Source organism: Mangrovibacter sp. MFB070, assembly GCF_000705335.1.
GTDB classification, from domain to species: Bacteria; Pseudomonadota; Gammaproteobacteria; order Enterobacterales; family Enterobacteriaceae; genus Mangrovibacter; species Mangrovibacter plantisponsor.
In genome coordinates, this window is the sequence record NZ_JJMI01000027.1 from 17,849 (window position 1) to 37,007 (window position 19,159).

Annotated in this window: 21 protein-coding genes and 1 tRNA gene; 10 read left to right on the plus strand and 12 right to left on the minus strand. The window is 48.3% G+C overall.

What is annotated here, in order from left to right:
• Positions 1–74: 74 nt before the first annotated feature.
• The 6 genes from DT73_RS15265 to DT73_RS15290 form a co-directional block, all read right to left on the minus strand.
• Positions 75–935, minus strand: a complete 861-nt coding sequence (locus tag DT73_RS15265; protein ID WP_036110987.1) for a ketose-bisphosphate aldolase — start codon at positions 933–935, stop codon at positions 75–77.
• 81 nt (positions 936–1,016) lie between these two features.
• Complete coding sequence (locus DT73_RS15270) at positions 1,017–1,868, minus strand: class II fructose-bisphosphate aldolase (RefSeq protein WP_036110990.1); 852 nt, start codon at positions 1,866–1,868, stop codon at positions 1,017–1,019.
• Between the two features lie 12 nt (positions 1,869–1,880).
• Entirely contained in the window at positions 1,881–2,972 is a 1,092-nt protein-coding gene (locus DT73_RS15275) for a PTS fructose transporter subunit IIC (protein WP_036110993.1), read from the minus strand.
• A 23-nt stretch (positions 2,973–2,995) separates the two neighbouring features.
• The gene (locus DT73_RS15280; RefSeq protein ID WP_036110996.1) at positions 2,996–3,310 is read right to left on the minus strand and encodes a PTS fructose transporter subunit IIB; all 315 of its coding nucleotides are present in this window, start codon (positions 3,308–3,310) and stop codon (positions 2,996–2,998) included.
• Between the two features lie 71 nt (positions 3,311–3,381).
• Positions 3,382–3,852: a PTS sugar transporter subunit IIA gene (locus DT73_RS15285; protein WP_036110999.1), complete on the minus strand. Its 471-nt coding sequence runs from the start codon at positions 3,850–3,852 to the stop codon at positions 3,382–3,384.
• A 24-nt stretch (positions 3,853–3,876) separates the two neighbouring features.
• Positions 3,877–5,442: a transcription antiterminator gene (locus DT73_RS15290; protein ID WP_036111001.1), complete on the minus strand. Its 1,566-nt coding sequence runs from the start codon at positions 5,440–5,442 to the stop codon at positions 3,877–3,879.
• Between the two features lie 624 nt (positions 5,443–6,066).
• On the opposite strand from DT73_RS15290, the gene DT73_RS15295 reads away from it, so the two are divergent.
• Positions 6,067–6,666, plus strand: a complete 600-nt coding sequence (locus DT73_RS15295) for a nitroreductase family protein (RefSeq protein ID WP_036111058.1) — start codon at positions 6,067–6,069, stop codon at positions 6,664–6,666.
• A gap of 64 nt (positions 6,667–6,730) precedes the next feature.
• Here DT73_RS15295 and yicI read toward each other — a convergent pair whose 3' ends face one another.
• The gene (yicI, locus tag DT73_RS15300) at positions 6,731–9,052 is read right to left on the minus strand and encodes an alpha-xylosidase (RefSeq protein ID WP_036111004.1); all 2,322 of its coding nucleotides are present in this window, start codon (positions 9,050–9,052) and stop codon (positions 6,731–6,733) included.
• Positions 9,049–10,458, minus strand: a complete 1,410-nt coding sequence (locus tag DT73_RS15305; RefSeq protein WP_036111009.1) for a glycoside-pentoside-hexuronide family transporter — start codon at positions 10,456–10,458, stop codon at positions 9,049–9,051. The genes yicI and DT73_RS15305 overlap by 4 nt, the downstream gene beginning before the upstream one ends.
• 298 nt (positions 10,459–10,756) lie before the next feature.
• Here DT73_RS15305 and DT73_RS15310 point away from each other — a divergent pair.
• The 5 genes from DT73_RS15310 to DT73_RS15330 all read left to right on the plus strand — a co-directional run bounded on the left by DT73_RS15310 (position 10,757) and on the right by DT73_RS15330 (position 14,886).
• A tRNA-Sec gene (locus DT73_RS15310) sits at positions 10,757–10,851 on the plus strand.
• Between the two features lie 162 nt (positions 10,852–11,013).
• Entirely contained in the window at positions 11,014–12,213 is a 1,200-nt protein-coding gene (locus DT73_RS15315) for an integrase arm-type DNA-binding domain-containing protein (protein WP_036111012.1), read from the plus strand.
• Between the two features lie 9 nt (positions 12,214–12,222).
• Positions 12,223–12,921: a GNAT family N-acetyltransferase gene (locus DT73_RS15320; protein WP_036111014.1), complete on the plus strand. Its 699-nt coding sequence runs from the start codon at positions 12,223–12,225 to the stop codon at positions 12,919–12,921.
• The gene (locus tag DT73_RS15325) at positions 12,918–13,796 is read left to right on the plus strand and encodes an ImmA/IrrE family metallo-endopeptidase (RefSeq protein WP_036111017.1); all 879 of its coding nucleotides are present in this window, start codon (positions 12,918–12,920) and stop codon (positions 13,794–13,796) included. Before DT73_RS15320 ends, DT73_RS15325 begins: the two co-directional genes overlap by 4 nt.
• On the plus strand, positions 13,789–14,886 hold the full coding sequence (locus tag DT73_RS15330; protein ID WP_036111020.1) for a hypothetical protein: 1,098 nt from the start codon (positions 13,789–13,791) through the stop codon (positions 14,884–14,886). Before DT73_RS15325 ends, DT73_RS15330 begins: the two co-directional genes overlap by 8 nt.
• Here the strand turns inward: DT73_RS15330 and DT73_RS15335 are convergent.
• The 4 genes from DT73_RS15335 to DT73_RS15355 all read right to left on the minus strand — a co-directional run bounded on the left by DT73_RS15335 (position 14,856) and on the right by DT73_RS15355 (position 17,321).
• A complete protein-coding gene (locus tag DT73_RS15335; protein WP_036111023.1) occupies positions 14,856–15,422 on the minus strand; it encodes a sce7726 family protein in 567 nt (188 codons plus the stop codon). The two genes, DT73_RS15330 and DT73_RS15335, sit on opposite strands and share 31 nt — an antisense overlap.
• 340 nt (positions 15,423–15,762) lie before the next feature.
• Complete coding sequence (locus DT73_RS15345; protein WP_036111025.1) at positions 15,763–16,329, minus strand: phage polarity suppression protein; 567 nt, start codon at positions 16,327–16,329, stop codon at positions 15,763–15,765.
• Between the two features lie 15 nt (positions 16,330–16,344).
• Positions 16,345–16,590, minus strand: coding sequence for an ogr/Delta-like zinc finger family protein (locus tag DT73_RS15350; RefSeq protein ID WP_036111028.1), 246 nt, complete (start codon positions 16,588–16,590; stop codon positions 16,345–16,347).
• A complete protein-coding gene (locus DT73_RS15355) occupies positions 16,587–17,321 on the minus strand; it encodes a hypothetical protein (RefSeq protein ID WP_036111032.1) in 735 nt (244 codons plus the stop codon). The genes DT73_RS15350 and DT73_RS15355 overlap by 4 nt, the downstream gene beginning before the upstream one ends.
• Before the next feature lie 536 nt (positions 17,322–17,857).
• Between DT73_RS15355 and DT73_RS15360 the strand changes: the two genes are divergently transcribed.
• From DT73_RS15360 to DT73_RS15375, 4 genes are all read left to right on the plus strand, one after another.
• Positions 17,858–18,124: an AlpA family transcriptional regulator gene (locus DT73_RS15360; protein WP_036111035.1), complete on the plus strand. Its 267-nt coding sequence runs from the start codon at positions 17,858–17,860 to the stop codon at positions 18,122–18,124.
• Positions 18,121–18,678, plus strand: coding sequence for a host cell division inhibitor Icd-like protein (locus tag DT73_RS15365; RefSeq protein WP_036111037.1), 558 nt, complete (start codon positions 18,121–18,123; stop codon positions 18,676–18,678). Before DT73_RS15360 ends, DT73_RS15365 begins: the two co-directional genes overlap by 4 nt.
• Positions 18,675–18,902 (plus strand): hypothetical protein, encoded by a 228-nt coding sequence (locus DT73_RS15370; protein ID WP_036111040.1) that lies wholly within the window; start codon positions 18,675–18,677, stop codon positions 18,900–18,902. Before DT73_RS15365 ends, DT73_RS15370 begins: the two co-directional genes overlap by 4 nt.
• The coding region (locus DT73_RS15375; protein ID WP_036111043.1) for a DUF5375 family protein at positions 18,899–19,159 on the plus strand (261 nt) is incomplete at its 3' end. The genes DT73_RS15370 and DT73_RS15375, both read left to right, overlap by 4 nt.

Here is a 19,159-nt window from a genome sequence, read left to right on the forward strand (position 1 = left end):
GGACATGAGGTTTGTCATCACATTCAGGCCGGTTATCACACAATAGATAACCGGCTCTGTGCCAGCCACTCTGCTCAGTACAGGCTGGCTTTATCTACGGAATTGAACAGCTTCATTTTGTAGCGGATCACTTCACGCGCGGCCTTGATTGGCTCAGGGTAAATAACGTTGGGGTCCCACCAGGTTTCTTTGCCGAGTATTTCGCGCACTTTCTGGAAATAGGCATATTTCATATCACTGGAGATATTCACTTTCCCCACACCCAAAGTGACGGACTCAGCAATTTCTGCATCGGGGTTGGCTGAGCCGCCATGCAGCACCAGAGGAATGGAAGTACGCCCGGCAATATCTTTCAGAATGTGCATCTGCAGTTGTGGTTGCATGCCTTTCGGGTAGATACCGTGTGCAGTACCAATGGCGACGGCCAGGGTATCCACACCGGTGCGGTTTACAAAGTCTTCCGCCTGCGCCGGGTCCGTATAAGTGACTTTGGACACACCACCTTCCACCGAGGTGCCGGTCTGCCCAATCGTGCCCAGTTCACCTTCAACAGAGACACCAACCGCATGGGCGAGGCGCACGGCTTCGCGGGTGAGCGCCACGTTTTCTTCATAAGGCAGCAGGGAGCCGTCAATCATTACAGATGTGAACCCGCACTGAATTGCCCGCTGCACATGTTCAATAGAAGCCCCGTGGTCCAGGTGAAGCACGAAGGGCACCGGGCTGCGCAGGGTAATTTCACGCACATAGGCAAAAAATGCATCGCCAACAAAGTCATGCTCGCTGGGGTGAATCGAGATAATCGCTGGCGCGTTTGCAGCCTCTGCTTCTTCCACTACAGCACGCACAAAACAGCTATCCGCCACGTTAAATGCCCCCACCGCAAAGTGGTGTTGGCGGGTATATTTCAGGAGTTCTTGCATGGACACTAACATCGTCATTCTCCATTTTTTGGGTAACAGCCAGCCCTGCCAGGCAGGGTTTACGCTGGCATAACAGGTAACACAGTGAATAAATCAGGCTTTGCCGATAGCGCCGCTGGCTTCCAGATATGGCTCAATAGCAGCCATGCAGGCCTCTTCCATTGCGGCCATTACCGCATCCATATCGCGGCTTTTATCGTGGCAAAGGGTATGAAGTAAGGCGTTTTTCCCGGCGTCGAACACCGCCGCGCCCACATTGATTTTTGCCACCCCAAATTGCGGGCAGCGGGCAAGCTCACCAAATGGCGTACCACTCCCGCCATGCAGCGCCAGTGGCACCGATGATTCGCGGTAAACAGCAGCCAGCCGGTCGAAGTCAATTTCTGGGGTGACCCCTTCCGGGTACATGCCATGTGCGGTTCCCACAGACACCGCCAGCAAATCAATACCGGTTCTGGCAATAAACGGGGCGACATCTGCCGGGTTGGTCATCAGGTCGCGGTTCGTGGCATGGTTATAGACAGGTGCGTCTCCCAAATGCCCCAGTTCCCCTTCAACGCACACACCTGCGCTGGCAGCCAGTTCCACCACGGCCCGGGTTTGTTGCACGTTTTCATCCAGTGGAAAGGCCGAGGCATCAATCATCAACCCACTAAAACCAGCCCGGAAACAGCGGTGAATGTGGCCCGGGTCTTTGCCATGATCCAGGCTCAGGGTTACCGGCACCTGGGCTTTTTCGGCCAGAGATTTCACCAGAGGAAGCGCGACATCTGCCGGGAAGTGCGCTAAATGCGCCTGGTACAGATTCAGGATGATGGGTGCCCGGTGTTGTTCGGCAACACGAATGGCGGCCCTTGCCGTTTCCATATTGACGCAGTTGATGGCAAGCAAGGCGTAATGCCCTTGTTGTGCCTGTGCGACCAGGGTTTTCATTTCAGCAAACATGGCACGCTCCGTTTATTCCAGGGTGAAGGTAATTTCGTCGTCATCCACTTTTTTGTCTGAGAGTTCGTCAAACTCTTCATCCTGTTCAGTGACTGGCTTTTTGATAATCGACAGCATGACACCGCAGATAACCGTGCCGATGCCCAGCGCCAGGCAGAACAACCAGGGATGCGTGAATAACGGCACCACAAACATGCCACCATGAGGAACCGGGCTTTCCACTCCCCAGACCATAATCAGCCCGCCGGCAACTGCCGAGGCGACAACACACGAGGCAACCACCCGCAATAAGTCCCGCGCAGCAATGGGGATTACCCCTTCGGTTATCATGCAAATACCCATGGGGAACGCGGCTTTCAGGGCTTCTTTTTCTGCGCGGGTGTATTTGTGGCGGGTTAACAGGAACGACAGCGTGATACCAAACGGTGGAATAATCGACCCAACAAACTTCACGGCTTCCGGGCCATAAACACCACTGACCAGCATGCCATCGGCAAACAGCGACATGGTTTTATTCACCGGGCCGCCAAAATCAAACGTCGCCATCGCACCGAGAATCGCGCCCATCACAAAGCGGGAACCGCCCTGCATGGATTGCAGCATCTGAATCAACACTTCCTGCAACCAGGCAATCGGCTTGCCTATCAACGTCATCATCAACAGCCCACTGATGATGGTGCTTAGCACCGGCAATATCATGATGGGCATCAGCCCCTGCATGGACTGCGGCAGCTTGATGTACCGTTTGAGCAGCAATACGGTGTAGCCCACCAAAAAGCCGCCCAGCATCCCGCCAATAAACCCGGTGTGAATTTGCCCGCAGACAAACCCGATAATTAACCCCGGAGCAAAGCCCGGCCGGTCGGCAATCGAATAAGCAATAGCGGCACAAATTAACGGAACGATAAGCCCCATACCCCAACCACCAATTTGGTTGAGCATCCACGGGATGGTATCCACTTTTTTACCGACATCCGGCCCACCCAGTATTTGCCCCAGGGCGATACAAATCCCGGCGGCAACAATCAGGGGAATCATCCAGGAAATACCCGTTAATAAATGGCGCTTTATTTCCTGAGAAACAGGTGTTTTATTTTCTTTCATGATAAAACCCTCCAGTGTGAGGATCAGGCGTGGCTTAATGACTTCTCAACTTTTTCAATAAACTGGACCGGCGACTTAATCACCACTTCGGTTTTAACACGCACCACTCGTTTATTTTTAAAACGCTCCTCGCCTTTTATTTTTACATCGATTGCCAGAATCACGACATCAGCCTGAGCGATATCATCGGGATGCAATTCATTTTCCGTCCCAATGGTACCCTGGGTTTCCACTTTAATTTGGTGGCCGAGTTGTTTTGCACCTTTAATCAGTTTCTCACGTGCGATATAAGTATGGGCAATGCCTGCTGTACAGGCAGCAACACAAACAATATTCATAATCACTCTCGATAGTTATTCTCATTATTTTCACTACCGCTCTTCAGTAAAAATTAAATGAGTTTGTAGGGTTAGCAGATATCTGTTTCAGCATACTGACTAAAGAGCTGAATAATATTTTGTGGATTATTTTCTGCCAGCAGCCGGGCGATTACGTCATCATCCGCCAGCGCACTGGCAACTTGCGATAATAAACGGATATGTGTGGTATTTTGGTCCTCCAGGCGAACTGCAAATAAAATGATACAGCGGACATGGCTGCCATCCAGCGTTTCCCAGGGGATATCCTGCTGAGTACGCCCAATAGCAAGTGTGGTATGGCTGACCGCCGAGGATTTACCATGGGGAATGGCAATATGGTTTTCAAACCCCGTAGACCCTTCGGCTTCCCGCAGCCAGACATCGTGAATAAATTCTTCACGGTTAGTGATTGCGCCATCGGCTAATAATAAATCCGTTAATTCTTCAATCACTTCGTCTTTCGTTTTTGCCACCATATTTAACTTCACATGGCTGACACTTAATATTTTCGAGATATCCATAAACCACCTCCCACCGAAATAGAATCAAATTTGCATCACCGCGCAGGCCTCACTGGCCTGGTGCAGCTTCTCTGTTATCAGTTTGTCGGTAACCCGCCGGATATCCGCATCATTGAAAAATGCGGTGACATACACCACAGGGGTTTCCCCTTCAGGTAAATGAACCGTGGAAATAACCAGGTCCGGTGCCATTTGCTGGCTAACGCTTTGCATGGTTGCTGAAGACACAACACCCACGATTTCCCAGTCAGGAAATGCCCGCAGGATCCGGCTTTTCAGTAAGTGGGATGTACCCACACCTGTAGAACACACCAGCAGTACACGTTTACGGGCAATCTGGCGTTCAATAGCGGCCTGGAAATGCACCGCCAGGTAGCCCACTTCATCGTCGGACACTGCCCGGGGTGTATAACGAATAAAGACCTGCTCTACGGCAATACGCGTCAGATAATAAATATCCGCCAGTTCATTTTTAATATCATCCAGCAATGGATTACGAATAATAATTTGGTAGTTAAGTCGGTTAATTAATGGCCGAATATGCACTACCAGACCTTCATACAGTTGCTGGTCAAGGCTAAGCTCAACTTTAATTAACCGTGAAAACTGCGTAACCAGGTGCAATGTAATATCGCGGGCTTCATCGCTAAACAGCTCAGCATGTAACAAACTGCCACTCTGGTTTTCAACCACCAGCACACCAGATGAAATAATATACTGGTAGATAAACCACACTTCATCTTCAGGCAGTGGCAGGTTAATACGCTGCTCGATTTTTTCCACCATTTTACCGGCGATAATAAATACCGGGTCTTCCACATGTTGCCGGGCGATATGCCCCGGGTTATCGAGTAAATTTCCCCTGGTGCGGCGGTGCATCATTATCAAAATATGGGTAAAGATGTTGATATAGTAAGGTTCGCCTAATGGGTAGGCCAGTGCCTGTTCCATCTCCTGCAACAGCGCCTGAACAAACGCGACATCTTCCTCGCCAAAATACTGAACCAGCGCTTTATAGCTCCCGGGATCCAGCCGTGAGTGGTTCACAGTACCGGGCTCCTGGTGGTTCATTAACCCGTTAATCAGCGCGGCCATTGCCTGGCGTACACTATTTTCATTGCCTTTAATACGGGTGCCGCTTTGGCTGCGAATTAACTGCAACCCCAGCGGGGTTATCCAGTCTTCGATTATTCTTAAGTCATTGACAATAGAAGCATTGCTAATGAAGTAACGCTCGGACAGCTTGTTGATTGAGGTTTCTTTTGGGGTCTCGCTCAGTAACTGAGAGGCGATTTTCACCCGGCGGGCATGGCCCATGATCCCCCCGGCATCATCATTTTCGCCATTGAGCTGCTGCTCCAGTTGCAGAAGGTCTGCGGTATTTTCAGCTACCAGCAAGACACCGGCACCGGCTTTTTTATCTGCCCGGACATTCCACTCAGCCAGGTAATCATTAATGATATTCAGATCACGCTGAATAGTTTTTTCTGACACAGCAAACTGTTCTGCCAGACTGAGTAACGTGGCATATTCCTGCTGTTGTAACAGGAAACGTAATAATCTGTGTTGTCGTGAGGTAATCATTTTCATTTTTTACCTTTAGTTACAGACCAGATTAATAAATATGACTAACCGCTCAATATTTCTGGCACCGTTTCTGTGAACGCCCTGTGATAATAAATATAGAGAGCGGCCTGTGCAGCTACAATACTAAAAACTGTCCATATATCCGGACAATTAACAAACACTGCAGAAAATGGCACGTTTATTATGAGCAGATCACATTTTTGCAATTACTTTGCGTGACAGGCATCTCAATTATTAATTTTATTAACCGACCATGCTGGCGTATTTATTTGCCAGTTCGCTTCACCGGGCAGTACCGTGCATCGCCCGGACAGGCACATCGCTAACCCTTCATAATTCAGTTTTTTTGAAAGATACCAACAAATAGTTCAGTTTTCTCTCAAGTTCCGCCAGGCGTACTATCATTATTCATCAGGGCGCTTCAGGCTGCCGCTAACACCACGTTAACCAGCAAAATGCCAGAAGTAACTTACTGATTAGACGGGCATTGAGACAGGTATCACAGATCCTATGCCTTTTCTGGTACAGCCATGTTAATGGCACGTTTCGAGATTGACCTTAAAGAAAATGTGGATTAAAAGCCTGATTGACTTATTCAAAGGTACTGAGACTAGTTCGGGAGAGATTATGCAACAAGAATTCCATGCGCTGGCAACCCAACGCCGTACCATTTATGCACTGGGCAAGACACTGCCTGTATCTGATGATGCCGTTGTTGCCCTGATTAAAGAAGCCATTCGCCAGGCACCTTCTGCGTTTAACTCACAGAGCTCTCGTGCGCTGATCCTGCTGGGTGCAGAGCACACTAAATTCTGGGAACTGACCCGCGAACAACTGCGTAAAATTGTCCCGGCAGAACATTTTGCCCCGACTTCACAAAAAATTGATGGCTTTGCGGCAGCAGCCGGTTCCGTGCTGTTCTTTGAAGACCAGAGCGTAGTGAAAGGCCTGCAAGAACAGTTTGCTGCTTATGCAGATAACTTCCCGGTATGGTCTGAACACAGTACTGGTATTGCACAATACGCCGTGTGGCTGGCGCTGGCTGAGAAAGGCATTGGTGCGAACCTGCAGCACTACAACCCGCTGGTAGACGAAGATGTACAGCGCACCTGGAACATTCCGGCAAGCTGGAAACTGCGTGCGCAAATGAACTTCGGTTCTATTGAAGCACCTGCTGGCGATAAAGCGTTTATGGACGACGCAGACCGCTTTGTGGTTGCTAAATAAGCCGCACAGGTTAAAAAAACGCCCGGGCAATACCCGGGCGTTTTTGTATCGGCCAAACCGTTAATCAGTAATGCACCACCAGCGATGATGCGCCAGAAACCGGGCGAACCACCAGCCCCCATTCACTGTTCTGGCTTTCTCCCTGCTGCACCGCTTTTACCTGGTGAACATTGCGCAGGCACAGGTGCCAGTTACGGGCATCCCCTTCGCCATGCACCTGCAGCGTGCCGCCTTCACGTTTTACCCGCAGGGTAAACAGAGTACGGCCATCCTGAGCGGGCACTTCACACACAACTTCACGCCCGTCATCCAGGTTAAACAACTGGAACGCAGTGCCTTCATGCCATGCATAATCCGGTTTCTGGTCGTTATTACCCAGAGCTAGTAATGTGTTATCGCGCACATACACCGGCAGGCTCATGACATCATGGCGCTGTTTATGCCAGCCACCCGCCAGTTCATCGTTATGCCATAAATGGGTCCAGCGCCCTGCTGGCAGGTAAAACGCCACATCGCCCTGTTCACTGAATACTGGTGCCACTAACAGACTGTCGCCCAGCATGTACTGGCGGTCGAGATAGTCACAGCCCGGGTCATCCGGGAACTCCAGCATCATGGCGCGCATCACTGGTGTACCGCATTCGTGGGCCAGCACCGCCTGGCGGTATAAATACGGCATCAGGCGGCATTTAAGCTGGGTAAAATGGCGCACTACATCGCAGGCTTCGTCATCGTAGGCCCAGGGCACGCGGTAAGACTTGCTGCCATGCAGGCGGCTGTGGCTGGAAAGCAGGCCGAACGCACACCAGCGTTTATAGACATCGGCTGGTGCCGTGTTTTCAAAGCCGCCAATATCATGGCTCCAGAACCCAAACCCCGACAGGCCAATCGATAACCCGCCCCGCAGGCTTTCGGCCATAGATTCATAATTGGCATAGCAGTCGCCCCCCCAGTGCACCGGGAACTGCTGCGCGCCAACCGAAGCCGAACGGGCAAACAACACCGCCTCTTCTTCACCCACGGTATCTTTGAGCGCCTGCCACACCAGGGCGTTATACAAGAAAGCGTAATGGTTGTGCATTTTCTGTGGGTCGGAGCCATCATGCCACGCGACATCCACCGGAATACGCTCGCCAAAATCGGTCTTGAAGCAGTCCACACCCATTGCCACCAGGCGTTTCAGGTGCCCGGCGTACCAGGTGCAGGCATCAGGGTTAGTGAAATCCACAATGCCCTGGCCTGGCTGCCATTTATCCCACTGCCATACACTGCCATCGGGCCGTTTGAGTAAATACCCTTTCTCTTTGCCTTCGGCAAACAACGGCGATTTCTGGCCGATATAGGGGTTGATCCATACGCAGATTTTCAGCCCGCGTGCTTTCAGGCGGGCCAGCATGCCTTCCGGGTCCGGGAACGTCGCCGGGTCCCATTCAAAATCACACCACTGGAATGCTTTCATCCAGAAGCAATCGAAGTGGAACACATGCAGCGGCAACTGGCGTTCTGCCATGCCATCAATAAAACGGTTAACGGTGGCTTCATCGTAATTGGTGGTGAACGACGTGGTGAGCCACAGGCCAAAGGACCAGGCCGGGGGCAGCGCCGGGCGGCCAGTAAAGCGGGTGTAACGGTCCAGCACCGCTTTGGGTGTGGGGCCGTCAATAACAAAGTATTCCAGGTATTCCCCTTCCACACTGAACTGTACTTTGGAGACTTTTTCAGAACCCACTTCGAACGAGACATTTTCCGGGTGATTCACCAGAACGCCGTAGCCTTTGTTGGTGAGCCAGAACGGGATATTTTTATAGGCCTGTTCTGTGCTGGTGCCTCCATCGCGGTTCCAGGTTTCTACAGACTGCCCATTGCGCACCAGAGCCGTAAAACGTTCACCCAGGCCGTACACCGTTTCGCCGACGCCCAGGTCGAGGCGTTCGAACATGTAGTTTTTGCCGCTGTTAGCATCCTGCACATAGCCATTATTTTTCACCTGGCTGCCGGTGATCCGTTCACCATCACGCAGGAAATCCAGCGCCCAAAACTCACCTTTACTTACCCGCACACTGAGGTTGCCGCTGGTCAGCATGGCGCAGGTTTCACTGTTTTCGATGGTGACGGGCGTTGAGCTGTCTGCCTGTAGCGGGTAATCGGGGCCGCGCGCCACGCCCCCCTGAAAGTGTTCAATACGAACACCAATAATGCCAGTTTGTGGCGAGAAGAAACGCAGAGTGAACAACGGGGTATCCAGCTGCCAGGCACGCTCACGCACATCCCGTGGTGCGGCGTACACCACCAGTTCATTGCCCTGCTGCTGTGCCTCAAACACTTGTAGCGGGTGAATAAGGGCAAGGCCCGGCTGAATCAGCCAGTTACCGTCACTGATTTTCATGACTCAATCCTCTTAACTTGGTGTGGTTCAGACACCGGCACATCCAGAAGCGGCTGTTGGTTATCGCGCGTGTTCTGTGCCAGTTCAGCGAGTATTTTTTTCAGGAAAGGGGTTTTCAGGGTGTAATAGCGTTTTGCCACTACCGCGCTTATCAGGTAGCAAACTGCGGGCACCAGGGTAAACAGGCCAATAATGATAGAAAGTGTTGCACTGTTTTGCGCGGTGGCTCCAGCACTGTAGCCACCGAAGGCCAGCAGCCAGCCGATTATTGCACCGCCAATCGCCAGGCCCAGTTTCAGCACAAACAAGGTGCCGGCAAAGCTGATGCCCGTCAGGCGTTTACCATTCTGCCATTCACCGTAATCAACGGTATCAGACATCATCACCCACTGGATTGGGGTAACGAGCTGGTGCAGCACACCAATAACAGCAATCAGGATGAACATAACCGTGGTTTCATGCATCGGTACAAAGAACATTCCCGCACTTACCACACACAGTGCTGCGTTGGTTAACCAGAACACCTCCACTTTGCACATCAAACTGGTCAGGGGTTTTGCCAGCGCGCTGCCGAGTAAGTTGCCCACACAATAAGTGGTCAGGAACAGGGCAAACACACCGGGCTTGCCCATTATCCAGGTGACGTAATACATCATCGCCCCGCCACGTACTGCCACTGCAAGAATATTGAGAATGGTCAGCACACCGACAATGCGCCACTGGTCATTTTTCAGGATATCGCGCAGGTCTTCACGCATTGGCGTGGTATTCGGTGGGGTTTCAACACGTTCTTTTGTGCTCCAGAAGCAAAACAGGAACATCAAAATAGCCACTACAGACAGCACGGCAATACCGCCCTGAAAGCCCAGCGCTTTATTTTCGCCACCAATCAGTGTGACCAGCGGCATCATTAACACCGTAGACAACATGCCGCCCGCGGTTGCCAGCACAAACCGCCAGGATTGCAGGGAAATTCGCTGGTCCGGGTCATTGGTGATAACCCCACCCAGTGCGCAATAAGGAATATTCACAACGGTATACATCAGAGTGAGCAGGGTGTAAGTCACGGCGGCATAAATCATTTTGCCGCTCATCGACAAATCTGGTGAGCTATAGGCAAACACGCAGACAATACCAAACGGCAATGCACCCCATAAAATCCATGGGCGGAACTTACCGGAACGGCTGCGGGTGCGGTCTGCTATCAACCCCATGCACGGGTCGGACACCGCATCCAGCGCACGCGCCAAAAGGAACATGGTGCCAACAAAAGCGGCAGGCAACCCAAAAATATCGGTATAAAAAAACATCATGTACAACATGACGTTATCAAAGACGATATGGCTGGCAGCATCACCCAGCCCATAACCGAATTTCTCTTTCAGAGATAAAACCTGACTCTTCATTGTGTGTTTTCCTCAGGCCAGCAGAGACAGAAGTAAGGTGTTCTGTTGCCGTTTTAGAAGATTCCGAACGGAGGTTGTATTGTTTTTTCTGGTAATGGAATTACGTTTCTTGTTTTCTGTGATCTGCGCAACCTGTTGACCAGGAAGCAAGATTTCAATTTATTTCAGGCCAGGCAGGGCCTGTGTTGTGGCGGGTTTGCGCTAAGTTGTTCGCAGGGAAGAAAATATTTTCGCCAGGGGATTTTCAGATACTTTAAAAGGGTTATAATGCGCGCGCATCCATGTAGCAATCGATGCAGGAAGATCGTCGTTTCCGGTGAAGCGGCTGGACTTCAAATCCAGATAGGGCCGCCAGCGGTCCTGGGCAGGTTCGACTCCTGTGATCTTCCGCCATCAGTCTTCCGGGCAAGTCCTCAGAACTCCAAAAAATCCTTTATTTTCAAGTGAATTAGCACATATCACGTCCGAGATAGTCCGAGACGATTTCCCTAAATCCGGGAAATTTATGTATAGTAATGTGTATAAAATTTTTATACACATTTTTCACGTATACACATGGCTCTTTCAGACATACAAATCAAACGCGCAAAACCACAAGACAAACCCTACACACTGAACGACGGGCAAGGGCTATCAATACTCATCAAACCGGATGGTTCGAAAGGATGGCGTTTTCGCTTCCGTTTCGCCGGGAAAGCCAGACTCATGTCCTTCGGTAGCTATGCATTAGTCAGCCTTGCAGAAGCCCGTGAGAAACGCGAGATTGCCCGTAAACAGGTCGCAAATGGTGTTGATCCCGTTGAAGAGAAAAAAGAGCAGAAAATTGCACAGAAACTCTCAACAGAAAACTCATTTGAATCAGTAAGCCGTGAATGGCATGCAACTAAAGCAGACCGCTGGACAGTGGCCTACCGTGAAGAAATTTTAAAGACGTTCGAGCAAGACGTTTTCCCCTTCATAGGTAAACGGCCAATTGGTGAGATTAAACCTCTGGAGTTACTGGAGGTGCTGCGCCGCATAGAAAAACGTGGGGCATTGGAGAAAACACGTAAAGTACGCCAACGATGCGGAGAGGTGTTTCGCTATGCCATCATTACTGGCCGGGCTGAATATAACCCTGCGCCTGATTTAGCTATCGCACTGGCCGTTCCCAAGCAAAAGAACCATCCTTTTCTTTCTGCCGAAGAATTACCTCATTTTGTTCGGGATCTCGAAGCCTATACCGGCAGCATTATCACAAAGAATGCGACAAAGATTGTGATGCTTACCGGTGTCAGAACTCAGGAAATGCGTTTTGCTACCTGGGACGAAGTGGATTTAGATAAAGGTGTCTGGGAAATACCAGCAGAACGGATGAAGATGCGCAGGCCCCATCTTGTGCCGCTCTCTACTCAGGTGATTGAGTTGTTCAGACAACTGAAACCTATCACTGGGCATTACCCTTACATTTTTATTGGCAGAAACAACCGTAGTAAGCCAATATCTAAAGAAAGCGTGTCACAGGTGATTGAGTTGCTTGGCTACAAAGGACGTGCTACAGGTCACGGTTTTCGGCATACCATGTCGACAATACTACACGAACAAGGCTTTGATAGTGCATGGATAGAAATACAATTGGCACACATAGATAAAAATATTATCCGGGGTACTTATAATCACGCACAATACTTGCGTCAGAGGGAAAAAATGTTGCAATGGTATGCAGATTACATGTACACAAAAGTCAGTAGATCATTACATCGTGTTAATATCTAGGATTAAGATATGAGTGTTGATTTAAATCAATTAATAAAGTTAGGTATCATTGATCAACTAGAAGATGATATAATCATAGAAGAAGGTATCATAAAAAAAAATGATGGCTCATCAGCACATTATTCAATTTCTTTTGGATGGAATTTAATAAAGGCTCTAATATGTGATAAAAAATGGAAAGAATACCGAATTCGTATGCTAACTTATCTTGAAGAAAATTATGATGAGGAAAAAAGAGAGGAGCTACTTTCCAAAATACAAGTTGAAGACCACCATTGGAACTGGTTTGGGAAGTCTCTACACTATCGAGAAGAAGAGTATAAATGGTTCTTTTTGTCCACAGAAAGTACGGTAGAAGCAGCTTGTTTAATATACTTTCCAAAGCCAAGCGTGCTAGATAAGGGGGATATTTTTTACGTAGAATTCATTGCAGTAGCACCGTGGAACAGATTTAGTCCATTAGAGGATAAACATTTCCATGGAATTGGTTCAAAACTATTGAGGTCGATAATAAAATATTTAACTGAGAAGCAAGGTTATCAGTATGGATTCTGTTTACATTCATTACCACAAGCTCATGGATTTTATGAACATATAGGCATGATACATGTTGAAGATCATGACAAGGTTGAAGATCCCGATTGTGATCCATTGTACTATTATGAAATAGATAGTTTAAACTCAATGAAATTTGTGGGGATAGCATGAAGGGGGATATTGAGGATATTGACTTTTCATTTGGTAAATACTCTTCCGTTTCATTACATGACGAGTATAAGGAGTTTTTACATTTCCGTGAGTATCTAGAATCCTTACCACCTGACTTTAAGCGCAGCAAAGGTATCGTAGGAAAGAATAGAAACTATGAAAATATTTCTGAGCTTTTTACGTCATTTTGTAATAACCATTCGAAGAGAAGTGCTCTGTTTAGAAAAGGCAAATCCGCTGATGACGTTCTTGTAAGTACATGGCTTTCTTTTGTTTATGATAAAGAACGGATAATATCATCTATTGCTGATGTGCCTAGATATCAAAAAATCCTAAAAGAAGATCTTGTGGAGCTAGCAAAAAATAGCGTAAATGAGAAATTTCCTCTCATGGCACCAAAGTCACTATTGAGTCTTGGGATAATTTTAATTTATCAAGAAGCAATTCCATCTGCAAAAACTGATGGTGTTGTTTATGTAAATGAGCATGGTAATCCTGTTATTGCCATGAGCTTAAGATATAGTAGACTTGACAATTATTGGTTTACATTGCTCCATGAACTTTCACATGTTGTATTACATTATGAACAATTAGGATCGCCAATAATTGAAGATTTTGATGAAAATAGCCCCGATGATTTAATTGAGTCTCAAGCTGACAGATTAGCTCTCGATTCACTTATCCCTCGCAATTTATGGAGAGGATGCATTGCAAAAGAGTCCTTAAAAGAAAAGGATTTATTGATGTTTGCAAAAGAGATTGGAATTCACCCTGCTATTATCGCAGGACGAATTCGTAATGAAAGGAAGACTTATAGCCACTTCTCTAAAATAGTAAATTCAATAAACTTCAGGGAGCTAGTATTCAATGTATAGTTACATCCCATTTTTAAAGCTCAAAGTAAGCGAAATCGGTGCATTAAAAGATTTAAAAGACGCTAAGAAGAAAGGGTTAGTTACATTTTTTGATTTTCCAAGAAAAAAACCCAAAAAAAGCAGATATGGAGCAGCAACAATAAGAGACAAAAATGATTTATTTAACAGTGATTTAACTCGTCTAGAAACTAAATTCAGACTTAACTTAACATGGATTTCCGAATTTTATTTAGATAATTATGATGTAGAAGATAGCATATCAATTGATGGCAGATATAATTATTTCAACATCATTGAAACATTCTCTCCATTTGGTATGATTCCAGTAATAGCACTGGATAGAAGTATCAAGCATATGGATGCAATAAAATATGGTTTTTCAACAAAGTTATTTAAGCACAAAAAGATAGCAATAAGATTAACAAGGGATTACTTTTCAAACTATCTTTTATTTGAAGAAGAACTAATAGAATTAATCAATGTATTAAATCCTTATGTAGATAACTTTGATTTTATTTTTGACTGTCGTGTTTGTAAAAAAGATGATTCAACTTTATTATCTAGACAAATAATTGCTTTTATAAGAAAACTATTAGAAAATACTTTCCCCATAGATCGAATTATAACTACTGGTTCTATGATACCTTCATCTATCAGTGAATTGATAACAACACAATCTGAAATTGACGTAGAGAGAGAGGAAATAAAAGTATTTTCATCTGTAAATGAAGCATTCAAGCTGATTAGAGAAATTCATTTTGGAGATTATGGCGCAGTTAGTCCTGAGTATTCTGACGTAGAAATTTTCGATGAAGATATGCAAAATATTACAACTGCCAAGTTAATATATCCTTACAGCAATCGTATTTTTGTTAAAAGAGGAGGGAGAGTTAAAGGGGATAAGTACCAATATAACAAATTTGCAGATTATATCATCAACATACCACATATTTATAGAGGAAAAGATTTTTCTAAAGGAGATCTTTTTTTGTACCAAAAAGCTAACTACGAAGGGAAAAATGTAACAGCAGCTTCAATAGTTAAACCACTAGTAAATATTCACTTATCATACATGCTTTTATCCCGATGAATAATTTTATCACTGATTTCACTGCTGACACTTAATTTATCAAGAACATCAGAAATCCGCAGTGAAATCATATCCCTAGTTTTATCCTTGGCGCGAAGATGTATTTTTTCTTTATCCAAAATTTCTAACATTTCACTTTTCCATAGCGTTGTCAGTGCAACAACAGGGCTGAAACCAGAGTTATCCTTAGACTTTCTCTCATAAATAAATTTCACTTCACCATTAAGCTCTTTGGCAATAATAATACCCCAATGTGATGGGGTCAAAGATATAGCCTTATCCCTATGCCTTAATGTTGTTACTAGTGTTATTTTTCTGAATGATAAATTATATGAGATTCCTTGTTTTAGTATTCTTTCAATTTTGTCATTATCACCTTTTATTTCAAAACAGTGCATTTCTTTATAGATAGCAACGACATCAGCAATTGCAAACCCATTGTTCACCGAAAGCTCTTCGACAATTTTTTTGGGTTTGACCGGTTTTCTATATAACCAGTCTATAAGCGCTCCTCTTAACTCCTTATCATTCAGCATATTACTAGTACCCGCATAAAAATTTCCCTTATTATATTTTCTCCACACTAATTTTCAATGAATAAGTCTATCCGCAGTCATATAAGCTCCCGGAATTTTATAATGACAGTCAACATACTGATAACTCATGTAATCGCTTTGGCGCGCAATGCTTTCCCCGCCTCGCCTGCCCACTTTCCGGGGCGGTTTTAATGCACCTGCATTAGCGGCCTCAGAGCCTGCCAGCACTGGCGGGAACAGCATTAAAGGTAGTCATAAAACGCATGCAAAGCCATGCACCTTATGCATGCATGGCTTTTTTTAGGGAAAAAGGTGGGATTTTCGCGGTTTTTTACGCAGGTTACTGCGCGGCCATGTCGGCACGTCGGCGGGTGTAAATCATGTTCTGTGCGGGGGTAAATTGCTCGCGGCTGTCATCGCGTGAGGGCGCTTCCGGCCGGTATCCGGCGGCGGTTAAAATCTCACTGTCCCGTTCTGAATAAGTAATGTCATGCCCTTCAGCCAGCCACACCGACAGGGCTTCACGCAGGTATTCTGATGAACGGTCGAGGGCGCGTTTGCGTACCATTTCAGGCTGGCCGCTCAGGTGCATCAGTTCCGGGGCAAGAATCGCGGCCAGTGCTGCGCCGTTCTGCTGCATGAAGTCATTCAGCCCGGTGCGGATGCTGATGCGCTGCACTTCTTCGTGTGAGCGGATATAGCGACCGGCGGCCTGATTCACTTCCCATTTTTTGATGTCAGTGATGTCGCGCAATTCCTGCATTCTGGCCGGAATGGGGTCATCAACGGCCAGAAGCTGTTCGCGGTATTCCTGTTCTGCCGCGGCCAGTTCTGATTTACGGTTCAGCCAGGCGGCTTTGTTGGTCTGGCAGGCCTCTGCAGCCTGCTGCAATGTGATGGTGGTCACCGGGGTTTCTCCTGGTTAGTGGCGGAACGGTGAGCGGTAACAGCCCTTTACCCTGCCGGTGGCTGTGGGTGCTGGCGGCACCGGGGCGGGCTTTTCTTCCACAACCGGTGAGCGAATCACTTCAAAAATGGATTCATGGGTTTTGAAGGTGGCCGAGCACTCCAGATTCTGGCACTGGTGATAACGCTCCTTGACGTTTTCCGACATGTAGCGGCTGGTGCGCACATGGGCGGCCTGACGGCAGAACGGGCAGCTCATCATGACAGTAACCCCCGCGCTTTCAGGTCAGACTCACGCTGGCGCATTTTCTGCTGCCAGACCTGACGCTGAACGGGCGTGGCAGCCACACCGTGTTCCATATGTGGCAGTGTGGCCGCTGACAGCCCGGTTTTGTACAGGACAGGTTCATCTGTCAGACGGATATTGCAGTTTTTAACTGACCGCTCAAGCCAGTTTTTCACCTGCTGCATCACCGCCTGTTCCGGTTCGGTATAGCCCTGATGGCCGGTGGTGTTGGCAAGGGGATTCTCCCGTACCAGCACACTTAATTTCATTGCCCGGACAAGCGCCCCGCAGGTTTCACGTAATGCGGCATCCAGTTCATGTTCTGCATACTGACTCAGGACATGGTGATGTGCCTGCCGCCACGCTCTGGCGGAGCCGTCACAGGCCGCCCGCAGGTGGTCTCGCTCAAATGCCAGCACTTCCGAAAGGTTCTCGCATTCCTGCGCCAGCGTCCGGCGTGTCACCTGCTCAATATGCCGCTGTTTCAGTTCATCGGTCAGAATGGCACCACCGGCACGAAAGGCACTGCGCCATGCGCCGGTGTCGCCGTCGTTTTCCTGCTCCAGCGCGGTTTTCTGCTCTGCTGCACGGCTGATGGCGGTGGTGATTTCATCCATCCGGCGGGCGTTTTCAAGATGGGCGGCTCTGGCACTGTCCAGTTGTGTCAGTGCCGGTTTCAGGTAATCAGGCATACGGGGTTTGGTCATGTTCGGGCTCCTCAGTGTTTCAAGATGAAGAAATTCTGCCGTGCCACACACAACAACACGACACATTGCCGTTGTGGCAAAAATGACACAAACAGACCTCAAAACCCGGCTTGCCAGGAAAAGGTCGCAGGAAACCCTTATCACTGGTTATTTTTATAATAAAAACTGTTCACTACTGTTCACTCTTAATAAAAAGATAATTAATACAGTAAGATAAGAGGTGAATAGTTGAGAAATAAGTGTTCACCAGGTGTTCACTACTGTTCACCGGATGATTTTCACGCCAGTCAGAGTCTTTAGATATTTTTTCTATTAATTTTTGTTTATGTATAACTAAAAGAACTAAATTTAGTTGAAATATAGTGCAGTGATTTGCATCTGTTTGCCAACGTTTGCCTTTGTTTTATTCAGAGAAAAGTCAATGTTTGTTTTCCAAAAAATCCCACATGACCTGAGGGAAAATATATACATAATAAGGAGCTACCCGAAGCCGGACGGAGACGACCGGTACTGTATGGATTTTATGAGGTAGCCCGATGCACACTGCTTTTTCTTCCCCGTCTTCTGCCCCTGCCGCGCCACTGATGCCAGTCTCTGATGCCGTTCAGGAACGCTTTATCCGCCTGCCCGAAGTGATGCATTTGTGCGGGCTTTCCCGCTCGACCATTTACGACCTCATCAGCCGGGAGGCTTTCCCGAAACAGGTGACCCTCGGCGGTAAAAATGTGGCGTGGGCGCACTCAGAAATTACCCGGTGGATGGCTGACCGTATCGCTGAACGTGACCGGGGATATGGTGCATGAGACAGACTGTTTTGCAAAAAGCCCCTTTTTCTGGCTTGCGTCCTGCCGTCATTCCCAGGTATAGTTTTCCCGCTGTCGCAAAATCGGCAGCCGGGCGTAGGAACCCGTGTTACTCAATGGCGACACCAGACGCGCCATGCGTCTTTTTTTACGTCGTTGCTCAGGCACACCCATTTTTCGGGCTGTGGTGTTTATATGCACACCGCAGCTCCGGCAAGATAATGGTGGTCCGGGCGGGGCAGCCTTCGGGCTGGCCGGTACCCATTGAGGCCGGTATTCCTACCCCCGTCCGGGCCACCACCCATGAGTGTAGGAACTCCGGTGGTGGCAATAACCGCTACTCAATGGAGGCAGCCCTTATGGCTACGATCCTCACCCCGTCACACCCGCAGTTTGTCTTTGTGTTTGCCGCCGTTCGTCGCGCAGACCGTCAGTCCCGTATCTGTATGCTCCGCACCGTGGCCGGTGATGAACGCACCGCACGCTGTTCCCTTGTGCGTGATTACGTCCTCTCGTTCGCTGGCCGTCTGCCGGTTGCGGAGGTGCACGCATGAGACATACCACCATTACCGTCAGCGACCTCGAATGCCTGGAGCATATGCGCAATGTCGGCCAGCTCGTCAGCGACCTTATGCAGGTGCAGGACTGCGCCACTGTACATCGTGACCCGGCGCAGCAGTTACAACTCACCTCGGTGATTTACCTGATGACCGCCCAGCTCGACGGCGTGGTTGAACGCTGTAATGAACGCTGGCTCACTGAGGAGGTTCGCGCATGAAACACCCCTTACCGCCCGTATTACGTGCCGCACTGTACCGCCGTGCGGTGGCCTGTGCCTGGCTGACCCTGTGCGAACGCCAGCACCGTTATCCGACGCTCACCCTCGACACACTGGAAAGTGCCATTGCCGCCGAGCTGGAGGGCTTCTACCTGCGCCAGCACGGCGAGGAGAAAGGCCGCCAGATTGCCTGTGCCTTACTGGAAGATTTAATGGAAGCCGGCCCCCTGAAAGCCGCCCCGTCGCTGTCCTTTCTC